This is a genomic window from Burkholderia sola (assembly GCF_905400185.1).
Taxonomy (GTDB): domain Bacteria; phylum Pseudomonadota; class Gammaproteobacteria; order Burkholderiales; family Burkholderiaceae; genus Burkholderia; species Burkholderia sola.
The window spans coordinates 865,093-879,315 of the sequence record NZ_FR989677.1; the positions used below are offsets into that span (position 1 = coordinate 865,093).

The 14,223-nt window shown below is 69.5% G+C and carries 16 protein-coding genes; 5 read left to right on the top strand and 11 right to left on the bottom strand.

The window, feature by feature from the left end; all coding sequences use genetic code 11:
- Positions 1–14 precede the first annotated feature (14 nt).
- Both KR541_RS33985 and KR541_RS33990 read right to left on the bottom strand, forming a co-directional pair.
- On the bottom strand, positions 15–866 hold the full coding sequence (locus KR541_RS33985; RefSeq protein WP_050014011.1) for a BON domain-containing protein: 852 nt from the start codon (positions 864–866) through the stop codon (positions 15–17).
- A 184-nt stretch (positions 867–1,050) separates the two neighbouring features.
- A complete protein-coding gene (locus tag KR541_RS33990) occupies positions 1,051–1,404 on the bottom strand; it encodes a chemotaxis protein (protein WP_204384582.1) in 354 nt (117 codons plus the stop codon).
- A gap of 245 nt (positions 1,405–1,649) precedes the next feature.
- Here KR541_RS33990 and KR541_RS33995 point away from each other — a divergent pair, with 245 nt between their 5' ends.
- Positions 1,650–3,242 carry a hybrid sensor histidine kinase/response regulator gene (locus tag KR541_RS33995; RefSeq protein ID WP_124631026.1) on the top strand — a complete coding sequence of 531 codons (1,593 nt, stop codon included), beginning with the start codon at positions 1,650–1,652 and terminating at the stop codon, positions 3,240–3,242.
- Positions 3,243–3,252: 10 nt separating this feature from the next.
- Here the strand turns inward: KR541_RS33995 and KR541_RS34000 are convergent, their stop codons facing one another.
- From KR541_RS34000 to KR541_RS34015, 4 genes are all read right to left on the bottom strand, one after another.
- Entirely contained in the window at positions 3,253–3,564 is a 312-nt protein-coding gene (locus tag KR541_RS34000) for a four-helix bundle copper-binding protein (protein WP_216090144.1), read from the bottom strand.
- A gap of 44 nt (positions 3,565–3,608) precedes the next feature.
- The gene (locus KR541_RS34005; RefSeq protein ID WP_216090145.1) at positions 3,609–4,814 is read right to left on the bottom strand and encodes a zinc-dependent alcohol dehydrogenase; all 1,206 of its coding nucleotides are present in this window, start codon (positions 4,812–4,814) and stop codon (positions 3,609–3,611) included.
- Between the two features lie 145 nt (positions 4,815–4,959).
- Positions 4,960–5,367 carry a DUF1269 domain-containing protein gene (locus KR541_RS34010; RefSeq protein WP_235356218.1) on the bottom strand — a complete coding sequence of 136 codons (408 nt, stop codon included), beginning with the start codon at positions 5,365–5,367 and terminating at the stop codon, positions 4,960–4,962.
- A gap of 107 nt (positions 5,368–5,474) precedes the next feature.
- Positions 5,475–7,004 (bottom strand): FAD-dependent oxidoreductase, encoded by a 1,530-nt coding sequence (locus KR541_RS34015; protein WP_050014015.1) that lies wholly within the window; start codon positions 7,002–7,004, stop codon positions 5,475–5,477.
- A gap of 233 nt (positions 7,005–7,237) precedes the next feature.
- On the opposite strand from KR541_RS34015, the gene KR541_RS34020 reads away from it, so the two are divergent.
- A complete protein-coding gene (locus KR541_RS34020; RefSeq protein WP_176016187.1) occupies positions 7,238–7,978 on the top strand; it encodes an NAD(P)-dependent oxidoreductase in 741 nt (246 codons plus the stop codon).
- 25 nt (positions 7,979–8,003) lie between these two features.
- Here KR541_RS34020 and KR541_RS34025 read toward each other — a convergent pair whose 3' ends face one another.
- The 5 genes from KR541_RS34025 to KR541_RS34045 all read right to left on the bottom strand — a co-directional run bounded on the left by KR541_RS34025 (position 8,004) and on the right by KR541_RS34045 (position 11,443).
- Entirely contained in the window at positions 8,004–9,428 is a 1,425-nt protein-coding gene (locus KR541_RS34025; protein ID WP_176016186.1) for an aminotransferase-like domain-containing protein, read from the bottom strand.
- A gap of 361 nt (positions 9,429–9,789) precedes the next feature.
- On the bottom strand, positions 9,790–10,038 hold the full coding sequence (locus tag KR541_RS34030; RefSeq protein WP_006498393.1) for a hypothetical protein: 249 nt from the start codon (positions 10,036–10,038) through the stop codon (positions 9,790–9,792).
- A gap of 35 nt (positions 10,039–10,073) precedes the next feature.
- Complete coding sequence (locus KR541_RS34035; protein ID WP_089490320.1) at positions 10,074–10,529, bottom strand: DUF1269 domain-containing protein; 456 nt, start codon at positions 10,527–10,529, stop codon at positions 10,074–10,076.
- A gap of 87 nt (positions 10,530–10,616) precedes the next feature.
- Positions 10,617–11,069, bottom strand: coding sequence for a phosphate-starvation-inducible protein PsiE (locus KR541_RS34040; protein ID WP_050014020.1), 453 nt, complete (start codon positions 11,067–11,069; stop codon positions 10,617–10,619).
- Complete coding sequence (locus KR541_RS34045) at positions 11,066–11,443, bottom strand: LysR family transcriptional regulator (protein ID WP_089490319.1); 378 nt, start codon at positions 11,441–11,443, stop codon at positions 11,066–11,068. The genes KR541_RS34040 and KR541_RS34045 overlap by 4 nt, the downstream gene beginning before the upstream one ends.
- A gap of 447 nt (positions 11,444–11,890) precedes the next feature.
- Between KR541_RS34045 and KR541_RS34050 the strand changes: the two genes are divergently transcribed.
- The 3 genes from KR541_RS34050 (at position 11,891) to KR541_RS34060 (ending at position 14,150) form a co-directional block, all read left to right on the top strand.
- Entirely contained in the window at positions 11,891–12,970 is a 1,080-nt protein-coding gene (locus KR541_RS34050) for a Dyp-type peroxidase (protein WP_050014021.1), read from the top strand.
- Complete coding sequence (locus KR541_RS34055; protein WP_050014022.1) at positions 12,963–13,778, top strand: family 1 encapsulin nanocompartment shell protein; 816 nt, start codon at positions 12,963–12,965, stop codon at positions 13,776–13,778. The genes KR541_RS34050 and KR541_RS34055 overlap by 8 nt, the downstream gene beginning before the upstream one ends.
- A gap of 102 nt (positions 13,779–13,880) precedes the next feature.
- Complete coding sequence (locus tag KR541_RS34060) at positions 13,881–14,150, top strand: hypothetical protein (protein ID WP_050014023.1); 270 nt, start codon at positions 13,881–13,883, stop codon at positions 14,148–14,150.
- Positions 14,151–14,223 lie beyond the last annotated feature (73 nt).

The following is a 14,223-nucleotide window of genomic DNA, read 5'->3' on the forward strand; positions in this document are numbered from 1 at the left end:
CTCACGCACGGGGCTCAATGGCGCGGTTCGCGCTCGCGGCCGCCCACCACGGTGCCCGGTTCGGGGTCGCGTGCGGCAGGCTGGGTCGGCGTGACGGTCCGCTGGTCCGGATGCAGCACCATGCCCGTATCGTGTTCGTCGTCGCGGCGCACGCGCACGCGATTCTCGACGTCGCGCACGCCCAGGCAGCCGTCGGCCAGATCCTCGATGTCGTGCTTCATCCAGCGCGCCGGCACCGTGCCGTCCAGCTCGACGCGACCTTCCTTCACCTGCACGGCGACGTCGCTCACGTCGATCTCGAGCGCGTGCGCGAGCCGCTCGCAGACGTCCTCGCGAATCCGTTCGTCCGAGCGCGTATAGCCTTTCGGCCCGCGGCGATGGCGCAGTGCGTCGCGTTCGGTGTCCCTGCCGAAGCGCGACAGATCGGGGGCGCTGCCGCCGTAGCGCGGGTCGCCTATGTCGCGCTCGCCGCCGGATGCGCGCATCCGGTGCGGGCTGCGAAATTCGGGGCGCTCGCCGCCGTACCGGCCTTCGCGACCCTCCGCACGGCGACCCGGTTCGCCGTAGCCGCGCTCGGCGTCGCGCGCCGGCTGGCGCGCGCCGCCCGGCCAGTCCGGGTCGCCTGCGCCGCGCCGCTGGTCGACCGGCCGCGCGGCGCGCTCGGTCCATTCGCTGCCCCAGTCTTCCGGGCCCACGTCCTCGCTCGCGAAGCGGCGGTAAGCCGATTCGTCATCTTCTTCCGGCCATCGGGCCGGGTCGTCCGGGATGCCGCGCTCGCCGGCGCCCCGGTACGCGCGTTCGTTGCGCTCGTGCCAGTCGGGCGGACCGCCGCGCTCGCCGGACCGTCCGGGATATCGTCGTTGCATCGTGTCTCTCCTTGATCGCCTACGCCGCACACGGCACCGTGCCGCGTCGCGGCGCGCGTCGGTCGGGTGAATGCAAATCGCGTGCCGGCGCCGTGGCCGGGCCGCGACGGTTGCGCGCCGCAGTGCCGGGAAGCCGTCAGGCGCCCCAATCTGCAACGCGATTGCAGTTTTTGCGTGCCGGGCGTCACGGCACGGCGCCGGATTCGTCCGGGTCGTCCGTGCGGCCGGGTTCGCTCAGCCGCTCGGTGCGGTCCGGCTCGATATCGGCGCCCTCCTCGAGCGTCGAATCGCCGTCCGCCGACGCGCGCTCGCCGGTCCCCGCGCGGTCCGTATCGCTGTCGAGCGCCGCGTCGCCGCGTTCGAGCGCGTGGTCGTCCAGCGGCGAATCGACGTCGAACGGATGGCGCCGCGCGCCCGCCGTGTCGCTGCCGCTGTCGGACGAGTCGCTCGGGCCGAGCGCCCTGCCGTCGCGACCGCGGCTGGCGTTGTCGTCGTCCGGGCCGGCCGGTTCGTTATCGGGATTCAGCGTGCTGTTCATGTCGATCTCCTTGCCTGGCTTGCCGCCGCGCGGCAGGCGGACCGTCCCGGCGTGCAATCGGCATGCCGCGCCCGGCGCGGACGGCGGGCCCTGCGGACGGCACGGCCCATGCGCACCCATTGATCAGCTGAATCGAGTTCCTTTATGCTTTCGGACGTGCCAATTCGCTCCGTATGGCCGCCGCCGGCGCGCCCGGCAGCGGGCCGGCGACCTGCGGCCGCCCGTATGTTCAACTTGCCGCTCCGATGAAGAAAGACGACGCCGATCTCCAACCGCATCCGCCGCCGCCCGGTTCGCCCGACGCGCGCGACCTGCTGCACCGCTTCGCCGAATTCCGGTTTCAGACCGTGGTGGAGTCGATCACCGACTACGCGGTATTCATGCTCGACCCGCACGGCAATGTCGCGACGTGGAACGCCGGCGCCCAGCGCATCAAGGGTTACGCCGCCGCCGAGATCGTCGGCCACCATTTCTCGCTGTTCTATCCGTCCGACGCGATCGCGGCCGGCCGGCCGGCGCACGGGCTCGCGCTGGCCGCCGCGCACGGCCACTTCGAGGACGAAGGCTGGCGCGTGCGCAAGGACGGCACGCAGTTCTGGGCGAGCGTGACGATCACGCCGGTGCACGACGCGACACACCAGCTGTGCGGCTTCATCAAGATCACGCGCGACATGACCGAGCGCAAGCGGCTCGAGGAGCTCGAAGCGTCGACGCATCGACTCAGCGTGTTCATCGCGATGCTCGCGCACGAGCTGCGCAATCATCTGGCGCCGCTGCGCAATTCGGTCGGCGTGCTGCAGAGCCTGCCCGATCCCGCGCCCGCGCTCGTGCAGTGTCGCGACGCCGTGCATCGCCAGGTCGGGCAACTGACGCGGCTCGTCGACGATCTGCTCGACGTCGGGCGGATCACGGCCGGCAAGGTCGAACTCGACGCGCGCCCCATCACCGTGCGCGACATCGTGTGCCGCGGCGTCGAAAGCATCCAGCCGAAGCTGGCCGCGCGCGGGCAGTGGATCCGCGTCGACCTGCCGACCGATTCCGTGGTCCTGCACGGCGACGACGCACGGCTCGTCCAGGTGCTGCACAACCTGCTCGACAACGCGTCGAAATTCTCGCCGCACGGCGGCCGGATCGACGTCGGCGCGCGGATCGAGGGGCCGTCCGTTGCGATCCGCGTCGTCGATCACGGCGTTGGCATCGCACCGGGCGCGCTCGAAACGATCTTCGACCTGTTCCAGCAGGAAGGCGCATCGGGTCGCTCCCCGTCCGACGGGTTCGGGCTCGGGCTCGCGATCTGCCGGTCGTTCGTCGAACTGCACGGCGGGCGGATCGTCGCGGAAAGCGACGGGCCCGGCCACGGCGCAACGTTCACGATATGGCTGCCGATCGCGCAAACGACCCGCAACGCCCCTTCCGCACCGCCCGCGCCAGCCGTGCTCGAACCGCCGGCCGACGCGCCGCTGCGCATCGTCGTCGTCGACGACAACCGCGATTCGGCCGATACGCTCGCGGTGCTGCTGCAAATGAAAGGGCATGCGCCGCGCGTCGCGTACAACGCGGCCGATGCGCTGGCCGTCGCGCGCGACTATGCGCCGCACCTGATGCTGCTCGACCTGACGATGCCGGACGTCGACGGCTTCACGCTGCTGCAGGAACTGCGCGCGATCGACGCGCTGCGCGACACGACCTGCGTCGCGCTGTCCGGCCATGCGCGCGCGTCCGACCTCGCGCGCACCGAACGCGCGGGCTTCGACGACCATCTCGTGAAGCCCGTCGAGATGGCCGTCCTCGACGCGCTGCTGCAGCGCGTCGCGCGCCAGGTTCAGGACACGCCGTAAGCGCCCGTACTCAGGCCATCGCGCGGCACATCGCCGCGCACGCCTCGCACGCGAGCGCGCAGCGGCGGCAATGCTCGTGCGCATGCCGCGAACACTCGGCCGCGCACAAGTCGCACGCGTGTGCGCACAGCGCGCAAATGCGCGGTGCGAGCCCGCTGCGGCGCGCCATCGCGCCCGACGCGAAGCGGCACAGCTGCGCGCATTCGATGTCGAGCGCGATGCAGCCGGCCAGCGCGTGCACGTCGCGCTCCGCGAGGCAGGCGGCCGCACAGGTGTCGCACGCGTCGCACGCGGCCATGCAGTTGTCGTATTGATCGCTCATCGCAGTTCTCCCGGTTTCGGTTTGCATCGTTTCGGTTCGTGTCGTCACGGCGTCAGCTTCACTTTCATCCAGCCGGGCTCGCGCACGTCGAACGCGCGATACGCGTCGATCGCGTTCGTCAGCGGCTCGCTGCACGTGAGCACCGACAGCGGATCGAACGCGCCGCTGCGCACCAGCTCGACGAGCGGCGGCGTCACCGTCCGGTGATTGCAGTTGCCCATCTTGATCGTGAGGTTCCGGTTCATCGCCTCGCCGATCGGAAACACGCGCGCCGCCTGCGGATACACGCCGATCACCGAGATCGTGCCGGCCTTCGCGACCGCGCGCACCGCCCATTGCAGCACCTGCGACGGCCCGTCGCCCGGCACCCAGTTGCGGCCGTCCGGCTTGCGGTGCGGCGCGATCGCGTCGACTTCCGCATCGAACGCGCGCGCGGCGTCGCGATCGGCGGCGGCAGGCCCGTGCGTCGCGCGCATCGCATCGACGCCCACCGCGTCGATCACGCGATCGACGCCGATCCCGCCCGTCAGCCGCAATATCGTGTCGACCGGATCGTCCTCGGAAAAATCGACGATCTCGGCGCCCTGCGCGCACGCCATCTCGAGCCGCGACGCGATGCGGTCGACCGCGATCACGCGCCCGGCGCCCATCAGCTTCGCGCTCGCGATCGCGAACTGCCCGACCGGCCCCGCGCCGAACACGGCGACCGTATCGCCCGGCTTCACTTCCGCGAGCTGCGCGCCGAAATAGCCGGTGGGGAAGATGTCCGACATCAGGATCGCGCGATCGTCGTCGATCGCATCGGGCAGCCGGATCAGGCTCGCATGCGCAAGCGGCGTGCGCGCGTATTCGGCCTGCAGCCCGTCGAACGGGCCCGTTTCCGCCGGCCCGCCGAAGAACGAAGTGCCCGCGCGCGGGCCGCCGGGGTTCGCGACGTCGCATTGCGCTGTGTAGCCGGCGCGGCAGTACGCGCAGCTGCCGCACGCGATCGTCGACGGAATCAGCACGCGATCGCCGCGCCGCAGGTTGCGTACGTCGCGCCCGACCGCCTCGACGATGCCGACGCCTTCGTGGCCCAGGATCGTGCCGGGCTTCATCCCGCCGAGCGTGCCGCGCACCATGTGCAGATCGGTGCCGCAGATCGCGCTGGCGGTCAGGCGCACGACCGCGTCGGTCGGCGCGGAGACTTCCGGATCGGGCACCGTGTCGATGCGAATGTCGCCGATGCCGTGAAATACGACTGCTTTCATGTCAGGCCCTCCTTGTCGAAAGCGGAAACGGTGAATGTGACCGTCGAGCCGATCGAGCAAGGGGTGCGCCTGTGCAGCGCGCGCGGTGCGCGGGGATGCGCGGGCGGGAAGCGCGGCGATTTCGGGGAAAGACCGTGCCGGCGCGTCAGTTCGTCGGCGGGTCGTTGCCGCTGTTGCCGTCGTTGTCGTCGCGTGCGTTCGAGATCGCTTCGACGAGCTTCAGTTCGTCGTCGACCGACAGCGTCGTGTCGGCCACTTCGCCGCCCAGCGGCGCGAGCGCCGCGCTCAGCGCGTAGATGTCGACCTGCGTCGCCGCCAGCCCGAGCGACACCGTGCCGGGACGCGCCTTGCGCGCGACGCGGTCGGTCAGCGCATCGTCAACCGGCCGTTCGCGCCACGCGTCGAGCGACGATTCGATGTGCGCGACCACATTGTCGAGCAGCACGCCGGACGACACGCGGCCCGGGTCGACTGCATGCGTGCGCAACTGTCCGTCGGTCGAGCAGGCGACGATCACGACACCCGCGAGCGCGACGACGTGCCGGTCGCGCAACGTGCCGAGTTCGGCCAGCGCGGCGCGAACTCGGTTTCGAAACGTGCACGGACGTCGGGGTTCATCTCGTCTCCCTTCAAGGTTCGGTGGGGGTCGTCATGCTGCTTTCAGGCGGGCACGATCTGCCGCTCGAGCGCCGCTTCGGCCTTCAGGCTGTCGAGATCGCGGGCGATCGTCACGACCGCGCGCCGCGTGTTGCCGCGCCAGTATGCGATCGAGCAATCGTGCGCGCCGAGGTCGCCGTCGATCTCGACGCGATCCCATTGCTCCGCATGCCCGACATAGCGGAGCGTCAGGTCGTAATGCTGGCTCCAGAAAAACGGCACCGCGTCGAACGGCCGCTGCTGGCCGAGCATGTTGCGCGCGGCGACGATGCCCTGCCGTTCGGCGACGACCCAGTGCTCGACGCGAATCCGCTCGCCCGTCAGCGGATCGGGCCAGCGCGCGATGTCGCCGGCCGCGTAGATGCCGGGCGCGCTCGTCTGCAGGAAGCGGTCGACCGTCACGCCGCGCTCGACGGCGAGCCCCGCGTCCTGCGCGAGCGCGACGTTCGGATGCACGCCGATGCCGACCAGCACGACGTCGGCCGGCAGCACGTCGCCGTTCGACAGCGTCACGCTGTCCGGTCCGATCCGCGCGGGCGTCGCGCCGAGGTGGAACACGACGCCGTGCGCTTCGTGCAGCGCCTTGATCGTGTCGCCGAGCGCGTCGCCGAGCACGCGGCCCATCGGATGCGGATCGGGCGCGACCACCTGCACGTCGAGCCCGCGCGTGCGCAACGCGGCGGCCGCTTCGAGCCCGATGAAGCTCGCGCCGACCACCACGCAGCGGCGCGCCGTTTTCAGCCTGGCGATCAGCGCATCGCAATCGGCGCGCGAGCGCAGCACACAGACGTGCGGCAGATCGGCGCCGGGCACGTTCAGCCGGTTCGGCTCGGCGCCCGTGGCGAGCAGCAGCGCGCCGTATTCGATACGACTGCCGTCGGCGAGCTCGACCGCCCGCTGCGCGGGATCGATGCGCGCGACCCGCGTGTTGCAGCGTACGTCGATCCGCTGCTCGGTATAAAGCGACGGTGCGCGCAGCGGCAGCCAGTCGGCCTGAGCCGTGCCCGCGAGGTAATCCTTCGACAGGTTCGGCCGGTCGTACGGCGGATCGGCATCGGCGCTCAGCAGCGTGATCGGATGCGGATAGCCTTCCTGCCGCAGCGTGACGGCTGCCGCGATCGCGGCCGCGCCGCCGCCGACGATCACGACCGAGGCCGGCAGCCCGGCCGCCTTCAGCGCGGGCGGCACGGCGGCCGGTCGCGCATCGATAACGACTGCGCGGCCGTCGCGCCGCTCGACGCGCCAGCACGGCAGCCCGTCGAGCGCCGGTGCGCGCTCCATCTCGCCGGTGCGCAGGCAGAACGCCGCGTGATGCCACGGGCATCGAATCGTGTCGCCGACCAGCAGGCCCTTCGCCAGCGGGCCGCCGTAGTGCGGGCATTGCGCGCCCACCGCGAACAGTTCGTCGCCGCGGCGCACGAGCAGCACCGCCGCATCGCCGACATGGCCTTCGATCATCGCGCCGTCGGCGAGATCGTCGAGCGCGATCCCTTGCGTGAGATCGGGTGAGGACGCAGCATCGCTTCCAGTCATGACGTGGCTCCCGAAAAGTCAGGTAACGATCCCATTATCGACATCCCTCCTGAAAAGAACAGGTACAGACGCCCCGCAGCGCACGAGAAACGCGGACTGTAGCTTGTACGCGATCCACGACCGGCGTAGAACGTGATCGACGTTGCGGCGCAACACGCCGGCCGCGCTGCGAGCGCCCGCGCGACCCGCGCAATCCGCGTGCCGCCTTCCCCCTGTCACAGGAGCGCTACCCGATGGCCACCGTGCTGTGCGTGCTCTACCCCGATCCCGTCGACGGCTATCCGCCGCGCTACGTGCGCGATGCGATGCCGGTCATCACGCGCTATGCGGACGGCCAAACCGCGCCGACGCCGGCCGGCCCGCCCGGCTTCCGGCCCGGCGAACTCGTCGACTCGGTGTCCGGCGCGCTCGGCGCAGGGCGCATCGGTCTGGCCGTGCTGCGCCGGCTGCACCCGTTCGGCCTGCCTCTGCATTACACGCAGCGCCACCGGCTCGATGCGTCGATCGAGCAGGCGCTCGCGCTCACGTATCACGCCGACGCGGCATCGCTCGCGAGCGCCGTCGATATCGTCAGCCTACAGATTCCGCTGTACCCGTCGACCGAGCACCTGTTCGACGCGGCGATGATCGCGCGGATGAAGCGCGGCGCGCACCTGATCAACACCGCACGCGCGAAGCTGGTCGACCGCGACGCGGTCGTGAATGCGCTCACGTCCGGCCATCTCGCCGGCTATGGCGGCGACGTGTGGTTTCCGCAGCCGGCGCCCGCCGATCACCCGTGGCGCACAATGCCGTTCAACGGAATGACGCCGCATATCTCGGGCACGTCGTTGTCCGCGCAGGCGCGCTATGCGGCCGGCACGCTGGAGATCCTGCAATGCTGGTTCGACGGCAGGCCGATCCGCAACGAATACCTGATCGTCGACGGCGGCACGCTCGCGGGCACCGGCGCGCAGTCGTATCGACTGACATGACGTCGCACCGCGCGCGGCGGCGCGCTCAGCCGACGCAGGCGGCAGCGAGCTTGCCGACGGCGACGACCGCCTGCTCGATCTCCGGCGACCACGGGCTGCTGTAGTTCAGGCGGATGAAGTTTCGATAGGTGTCCGCGATCGAAAACATGTAGCCCGGCCCGATCGTGATCCCCTGCTCCAGCGCAAGCTGGTACAACCGCATCGCATCGACCTGCGCCGGCAACTCGACCCACAGCACATACCCGCCCGCCGGGCTCGACATGCGCGTGCCTTCCGGAAAGAACCGCGACACCATCGCGCGCATCAGGTTCGCCTGCTGCGCATACGCCTTGCGAATTCGCCGCAGGTGATGCTCGTAGCCGTCGCGCTCGAGAAACTCCGCGATCGCCAGTTGCGGCAACGACGGCGTCGCGAGCGTATTCAGGAACTTCAGCTTCTCGACCTGATCGCGATAACGGCCCGGCAGCGCCCAGCCGATCCGGTACGCGGCCGTCAGGCTCTTCGAGAACGACGAGCAATGCAGCACGATCCCGGTCCGGTCGTAGGATTTCAATGAACTCGGATGCGTATCGCCGAAATACAGTTCGTTGTATACGCCGTTCTCGATGATCGGCATGCCGGCCTTCGTTGCGAACTCAACCAGTTCGCGCTTGCGCTCGTCCGGCATCTGGAAACCCAGCGGATTCTGGAAGTTCGGCATCACCATGCACGCGGCGATCGGCTGCGACTTCGCGATCGCGGCCAGCGCCGCGATGTCGATCCCGTATTCCGGATGCGTGGCCACCTCGATCGCCTTCATCCCCATCCGCTCGATCGCGTGCAGCATCGCGTAGAACGTCGGCGACTCCACCGCGATCGTGTCGCCCGGTTTCGCGACCGCCTGCAGGCACAGGTTGATCGCCTCCGTCGCGCCGACCGTCACGATGATCTCGTTCGGGTCCACCGACATCCCGTTCTCCAGGTAGCGGCGCGCGATCTGCCGGATCAGCCGCGGATGGCCGGGCGGCAGCCCGTCGGTCACGCCCCACAGCGACTTGTCGCGGCCGGCCGCATACGCGTAGCGGTTCAGTTTCTCGAACGGGAACAGGCTCGGGTCCGGATACGGCGAGCCGAGCGGCACCGCGTCGTCCGTGCCGATCGAGCGCAGCGTCGACAGCACGAGCCGGCTCACGTCGACCGACGACGAGATCGCGATCGGCTTCGACGGCCGCAGCTCGCGCACCGGCGCGTGCCCGTCGTCGCGCCGCAGGTTCACGAAATAGCCGGACTGCGGCCGGCTTTCGAGCAGCCCGCGGCTTTCCAGCAGCAGATACGCATGCAGCACCGTCGTGATGCTGATCCGGTGCTGCTGGCTCGCCTGCCGCACCGACGGCACACGGTCGCCGTGTCGATATACGCCTTGCCGAATGAGTCGCTCTACGTCGTTCGCAAACTTCTCGTAGAGCTTCATCCGCCTCGCCCCGGCCGCGATGAACCGGCTTGCGCCGCATGGTCGGCACGGCCGCGCCGACGCATGAAGCCGGATAGCCGTCGCCGGGCGCGGGTGTCCCGGCTGGAACCTCGTCCGTTATCGAAATTGAAGGCGGATAGCAATGCGAATCTCATCAAGACAAGGTTCGGCATCCTACTGCGTCATTTCGGCGAATGTAAGTGACAGTTTGGCGAGGAAACGTCAAATCAGGCCGGCGTGGTGAACAGATGCGCATGCGACGTCGCGACCGCCGTTCGCCGCGCGCACGTCATGATGTCCCGAGGATGGCGGAGCGGCCGGCGGTGTTGCGAAGCCCGGCCATGCGGGGGCCCGCTCGCCCTCACGCGTCGTCGACGTTGTCCGCGTAGTGGTCGATCGCGACCTTGCACTCGTCGAACACCACAGTCAGCAGCGCGACGTCGTTCGACTCGAGCCACTTGCGGATCTGCAGGAACTGGCTCGTGCCGAGATCGGCGAGGCGGCCCGGATCGTCGGTCGTCACGTCGACGCTCGCGATCGCGCGGTTGCCGGGCAGCGGCGACAGCGTCGCCGCGATGTCGAAGCGGCGGTACGATTGATCGATACGCATGCGGTTCTCCCGACTCGGTTCGAAAAGGGGCGGGCTCAGTCGAGCGTCTGGCGAAACACCTTGCCGCCGAATCCCGTGACGACGTTGTCGACCGAGAACGGCGTGTCCTCCTTCGCTTCGAGAATGACCGCGACGCTGCCGGGCACGAGCCGCGCCGCGACCGTCTCGACGAACGTGCCGTCGAGCAGCGCGTTGCCGGCCGCTTGCGCGAGAATGCCGGCGCCCGCGCCGGCCGCCATGCCGGTCACCACGCCGAGCGGTCCGGCCAGCAGGCCGAGCAAGCCGCCCGCGATCGCGCCGATCACGCCGCCCCTGAACGGCCGCGATTCGGCGTCGAGCACCGCGAGCTTGCCGTTCGCGTCCTTCTCGACGACGACGCCATTCTCGATATGGAATCCTTCGTTCTTCTCCGACAGCGCATCGAAATCGTTCGCGGCCCGGCGGGCCGTGTCGACGCTGCCGAATACGGCGACGATCAATTGCCTGGTCATGCGACACCTCGCGTGTTGGGATGAGAATGGGGCCGCCGCACGTCGCACGGCGCGCCGGGGTTCGCTTCGAATGCCGCCCGGGCCGCGTTACTTGCGCACATGCACGTCGTCCTCGACATCGTCGACGTCCGCCGGAAAGCGATGCTGGCCGAAGCTCAGGATCAGCACGCCGACCGCGAGCAGCACGATCCCGAAAGTCGTCATCAGCATCCGCTCGGGGCTGTCGGTCGCGCCGCGCAGGATCAGGTCGCGCGCGAGCGACGTCATCGCGATGAACAGCGGAAACCGCACCGGCAGCCGGCCGAGCCGCAGGTAGCGCAGGTCCATCGCGAGCACTTCCAGATACAGGAACATCAGCAGCAGGTCCGTCAGCGACACTTCGCCCGCGAGCACGACCTTCCACGCCTCCTGCGTCATCGCGAACGCGGTCGCCAGCCCGATCACGACCAGCCCGGCCAGCTCGGCCGCGTGAAGGAAATGGCCGAAGCGGCGACGAATGCGCTCGGCGGTCGTATCGGCGGATGCAGTGGAAATATTCAACGCGTTGTCCGGTGCAGTGTCGTCGGTGCCGCGATCGATGCGCCATCGCTGCGGCGGGGGGTGTCGGGAAACGGAAAGCCTGCGACGGGCGGACGGGAGACCGTTGCGCACGCACCGGTTCCGATCGCGCCGGTCGCCTGCGCGACCGCGGACAGCGTGCGCCGGCAACACGCATGAAACGCGACGCCGGCCTCGGTGCATATGACGTCGTCGCCCGAGCGGTCCAGCAGCAAGCGGCAACCGAGATAGCGTTCGAGGCCATCGAGCCGCGCGCTCACCTGCGCGACGTCGAGCTTCAGGTCGGACGCCGCGCCGGACAGCCCGCCGTGCTCGACGATTGCACCGAAAATACGCATCGCTTCCAAAAGGTTCATCATGATGGTCGTCGTCGGGCGGAGCGGAACCGTGGCGGAACCGTGGCGGGACCGTAGCGGGACCTAATCTACTGCACGCGACACGCACGCTCAAGAGCACAGCGCCGCGCGCGCCAGGAGTACAGCTGCGCGGGCGCCGCACAAAACCGGGCCCTGTTTGATCCATTCGAATGACAGATCATCGATACGTGTTCCAAAGACCCGTCGAAGCTGCTAGATTGCAGGCTCGACGCCGTTACGCGGTGCGGACAGCTCACGCGCCGGGCGAACGCGCGGCCGCCACGTCCGCCTCCCCTTCGCGCCGGGGGCCGGCCGCCGCCGCTGCGGCCCGTTGCGCGATGCCCGCGCAACGTCCTTCATCCGCACGTCACAAAGAGAACCGTCGCATGACACAGTTCAACCGTTCGCGTTCGCGCGCCGCGGCTGCCGCGGCCCGTCCGTCCCGACATGACTGACCGGCAGGCCGCGATGCAGACTACCCCTCCCCCGCTCTCCCAGGCCGTCCACAGCCCGATCACGCGCAGCGCGATCTTTCTCGTGGCGACGATCAATCCCGGCGCCGATCACGCCGACACGATCCGTTCATGGTGCGGCGACATCGCCGCGCTCGTGCGCTCGGTCGGCAAGCGCGTGCCGGGCGGCAACCTCACGTGCGTCTGCGGCTTCGGCTCCGACGCATGGGATGCGCTGTTCGGCGAGCCGCGCCCCGCGTCGCTGCATCCGTTCCGCGAATTCGGCGCCGGCCAGCGCGTCGCAGTGGCGACGCCCGGCGACATCCTGCTGCACATCCGCGCGGAAGCGATGGACCTGTGCTTCGAATTGGCGACGCAATTGCTCAATGCGCTCGGCGACGCGGTCACGGTCGTCGACGAGGTGCACGGCTTCCGCAATTTCGACCAGCGCGCGATGATCGGCTTCGTCGACGGCACCGAGAATCCGGAAGGCCGCGAAGCGGTCGACTTCACGGTGATCGGCGACGAAGACGCGGAATTCGCGGGCGGCAGCTACGTGCTCGTGCAGAAGTACCTGCACGACATGGCCGGCTGGAACGCGCTCGCGGTCGAGACGCAGGAGCGCATCATCGGCCGCACCAAGCTGTCCGACATCGAGCTCGCGCCGGACGTGAAGCCGTCGTGCTCGCACAGCTCGCTGACCACGCTCGACGAGGGCGGCCAGGAAGTGAAGATCCTGCGCGACAACATGCCGTTCGGGCGTCCGGGCGCCGGCGAATTCGGCACCTATTTCATCGGCTATGCGCGCTCGCCGGCGCCGATCGAGCAGATGCTCGAGAACATGTTCGTCGGCCGCCCGCCCGGCAACTACGACCGCCTGCTCGACTACAGCCGCGCGGTCACCGGCTCGCTGTTCTTCGTGCCGTCGGCCGACCTGCTCGAAACGCTCGCCGACCGCCCCGCGCCGGCCGCCGAAGCCGCCCAACCGGAATCCACGCCGTCCGCGCCTGCCGCACCGCGGCGCGACGGCTCGCTGAACATCGGCTCGCTGAAAGGAACCCCGACCTATGAATAACCTGCATCGCGAACTCGCCCCGATCTCGTCGTCCGCCTGGGAACAAATCGAGGAGGAAGTGGCGCGCACCTTCAAACGATCGGTGGCCGGCCGCCGCGTCGTCGACGTCGAGGGCCCCGCAGGCCCCGAGCTGTCGGCCGTCGGCACCGGGCACCTGCTCGACGTGGCCGCGCCGCGCGAACTCGTGAACGCGCGGCTGCGCGAAGTACGCACGATCGTCGAGCTGACGGTGCCGTTCGAGCTGAGCCGCGACGCGATCGACAGCGTCGAGCGCGGCGCGCGCGACGCCGACTGGCAGCCGGCGAAGGAAGCCGCGCAACGGCTCGCGTTCGCCGAAGACAGCGCGATCTTCGACGGCTACCGCGCGGCCGGCATCATCGGCATCCGCGAAGGCACGTCGAACCGCCGGCTCACGCTGCCGGCGGACGTCGGCGCGTACCCGGACGCGATCAGCGACGCGCTGGAAGCGCTGCGCCTCGCCGGCGTCGACGGTCCGTACTCGGTCGTGCTCGGGTCGGACGCGTACACCGCGCTCAGCGAAGCGCGCGACCAGGGCTATCCGGTCCTCGGTCATATCAAACGCATCGTCAGCGGCGAGATCATCTGGGCGCCGGCGATCAGCGGCGGCTGCGTGCTGTCCACGCGCGGCGGCGATTACGAGCTGCACCTCGGGGAAGACCTGTCGATCGGCTACACGAGCCACACCGACAAGGGCGTCCGCCTGTACCTGCGCGAAACGTTCACGTTCCTGATGTTGACGAGCGAGGCATCGGTGGCCGTGGCGCCGCAGGGTAACGCGGCCGCCTGAGCGCGGTTGCCGACGCGCGATGTCCGCCCGGGCGTCGCGCGCCGGCCGCGCCGCCGGCCACGGGTTCGTCGCCGCTCCAGCCCATCTTGCATGGAGGATTTCATGAGCGAATCGAATGATGCATTACAGGCGCTGCAGGCGTCCGTCGCGACCCTGAAGCAGACGGTCGACGCGAATGCCAGCCGCCAGGCCGGCGACACCGCCGTGCTGTTTACCGTCGTGTCGCTGATGCTGGCCGAGCTGCCGCCCGACACGCGCAACCTGATCGAGGATTCGTTCTCCGTCTGGGCCAATGGTCTGCAGAATGCGGCACTGTCGGCCGACGTCAAGCAGATCGCGCGGCAACGGCTCGCGATGACACTCTCCGACTGATCGTGGTGCACCGCGGTTGCGCGATGGCCGGCGCGTGCGGTGTCACCCGCCTTCGCCTTCCCCGGCCGCACCG

Coding starts and splice junctions, on each gene's coding strand:
- KR541_RS33990 (WP_204384582.1), bottom strand. CDS start 1,404: ATGAACAGCACGCTGAATCCCGATAACGAACCGGCCGGCCCGGACGAC.
- KR541_RS34035 (WP_089490320.1), bottom strand. CDS start 10,529: ATGACCAGGCAATTGATCGTCGCCGTATTCGGCAGCGTCGACACGGCC.
- KR541_RS34030 (WP_006498393.1), bottom strand. CDS start 10,038: ATGCGTATCGATCAATCGTACCGCCGCTTCGACATCGCGGCGACGCTG.
- KR541_RS34045 (WP_089490319.1), bottom strand. CDS start 11,443: ATGAACCTTTTGGAAGCGATGCGTATTTTCGGTGCAATCGTCGAGCAC.
- KR541_RS34060 (WP_050014023.1), top strand. CDS start 13,881: ATGAGCGAATCGAATGATGCATTACAGGCGCTGCAGGCGTCCGTCGCG.
- KR541_RS33995 (WP_124631026.1), top strand. CDS start 1,650: ATGAAGAAAGACGACGCCGATCTCCAACCGCATCCGCCGCCGCCCGGT.
- KR541_RS34055 (WP_050014022.1), top strand. CDS start 12,963: ATGAATAACCTGCATCGCGAACTCGCCCCGATCTCGTCGTCCGCCTGG.
- KR541_RS34015 (WP_050014015.1), bottom strand. CDS start 7,004: ATGACTGGAAGCGATGCTGCGTCCTCACCCGATCTCACGCAAGGGATC.
- KR541_RS34020 (WP_176016187.1), top strand. CDS start 7,238: ATGGCCACCGTGCTGTGCGTGCTCTACCCCGATCCCGTCGACGGCTAT.
- KR541_RS34005 (WP_216090145.1), bottom strand. CDS start 4,814: ATGAAAGCAGTCGTATTTCACGGCATCGGCGACATTCGCATCGACACG.
- KR541_RS34000 (WP_216090144.1), bottom strand. CDS start 3,564: ATGAGCGATCAATACGACAACTGCATGGCCGCGTGCGACGCGTGCGAC.
- KR541_RS34025 (WP_176016186.1), bottom strand. CDS start 9,428: ATGAAGCTCTACGAGAAGTTTGCGAACGACGTAGAGCGACTCATTCGG.
- KR541_RS34050 (WP_050014021.1), top strand. CDS start 11,891: ATGACTGACCGGCAGGCCGCGATGCAGACTACCCCTCCCCCGCTCTCC.
- KR541_RS33985 (WP_050014011.1), bottom strand. CDS start 866: ATGCAACGACGATATCCCGGACGGTCCGGCGAGCGCGGCGGTCCGCCC.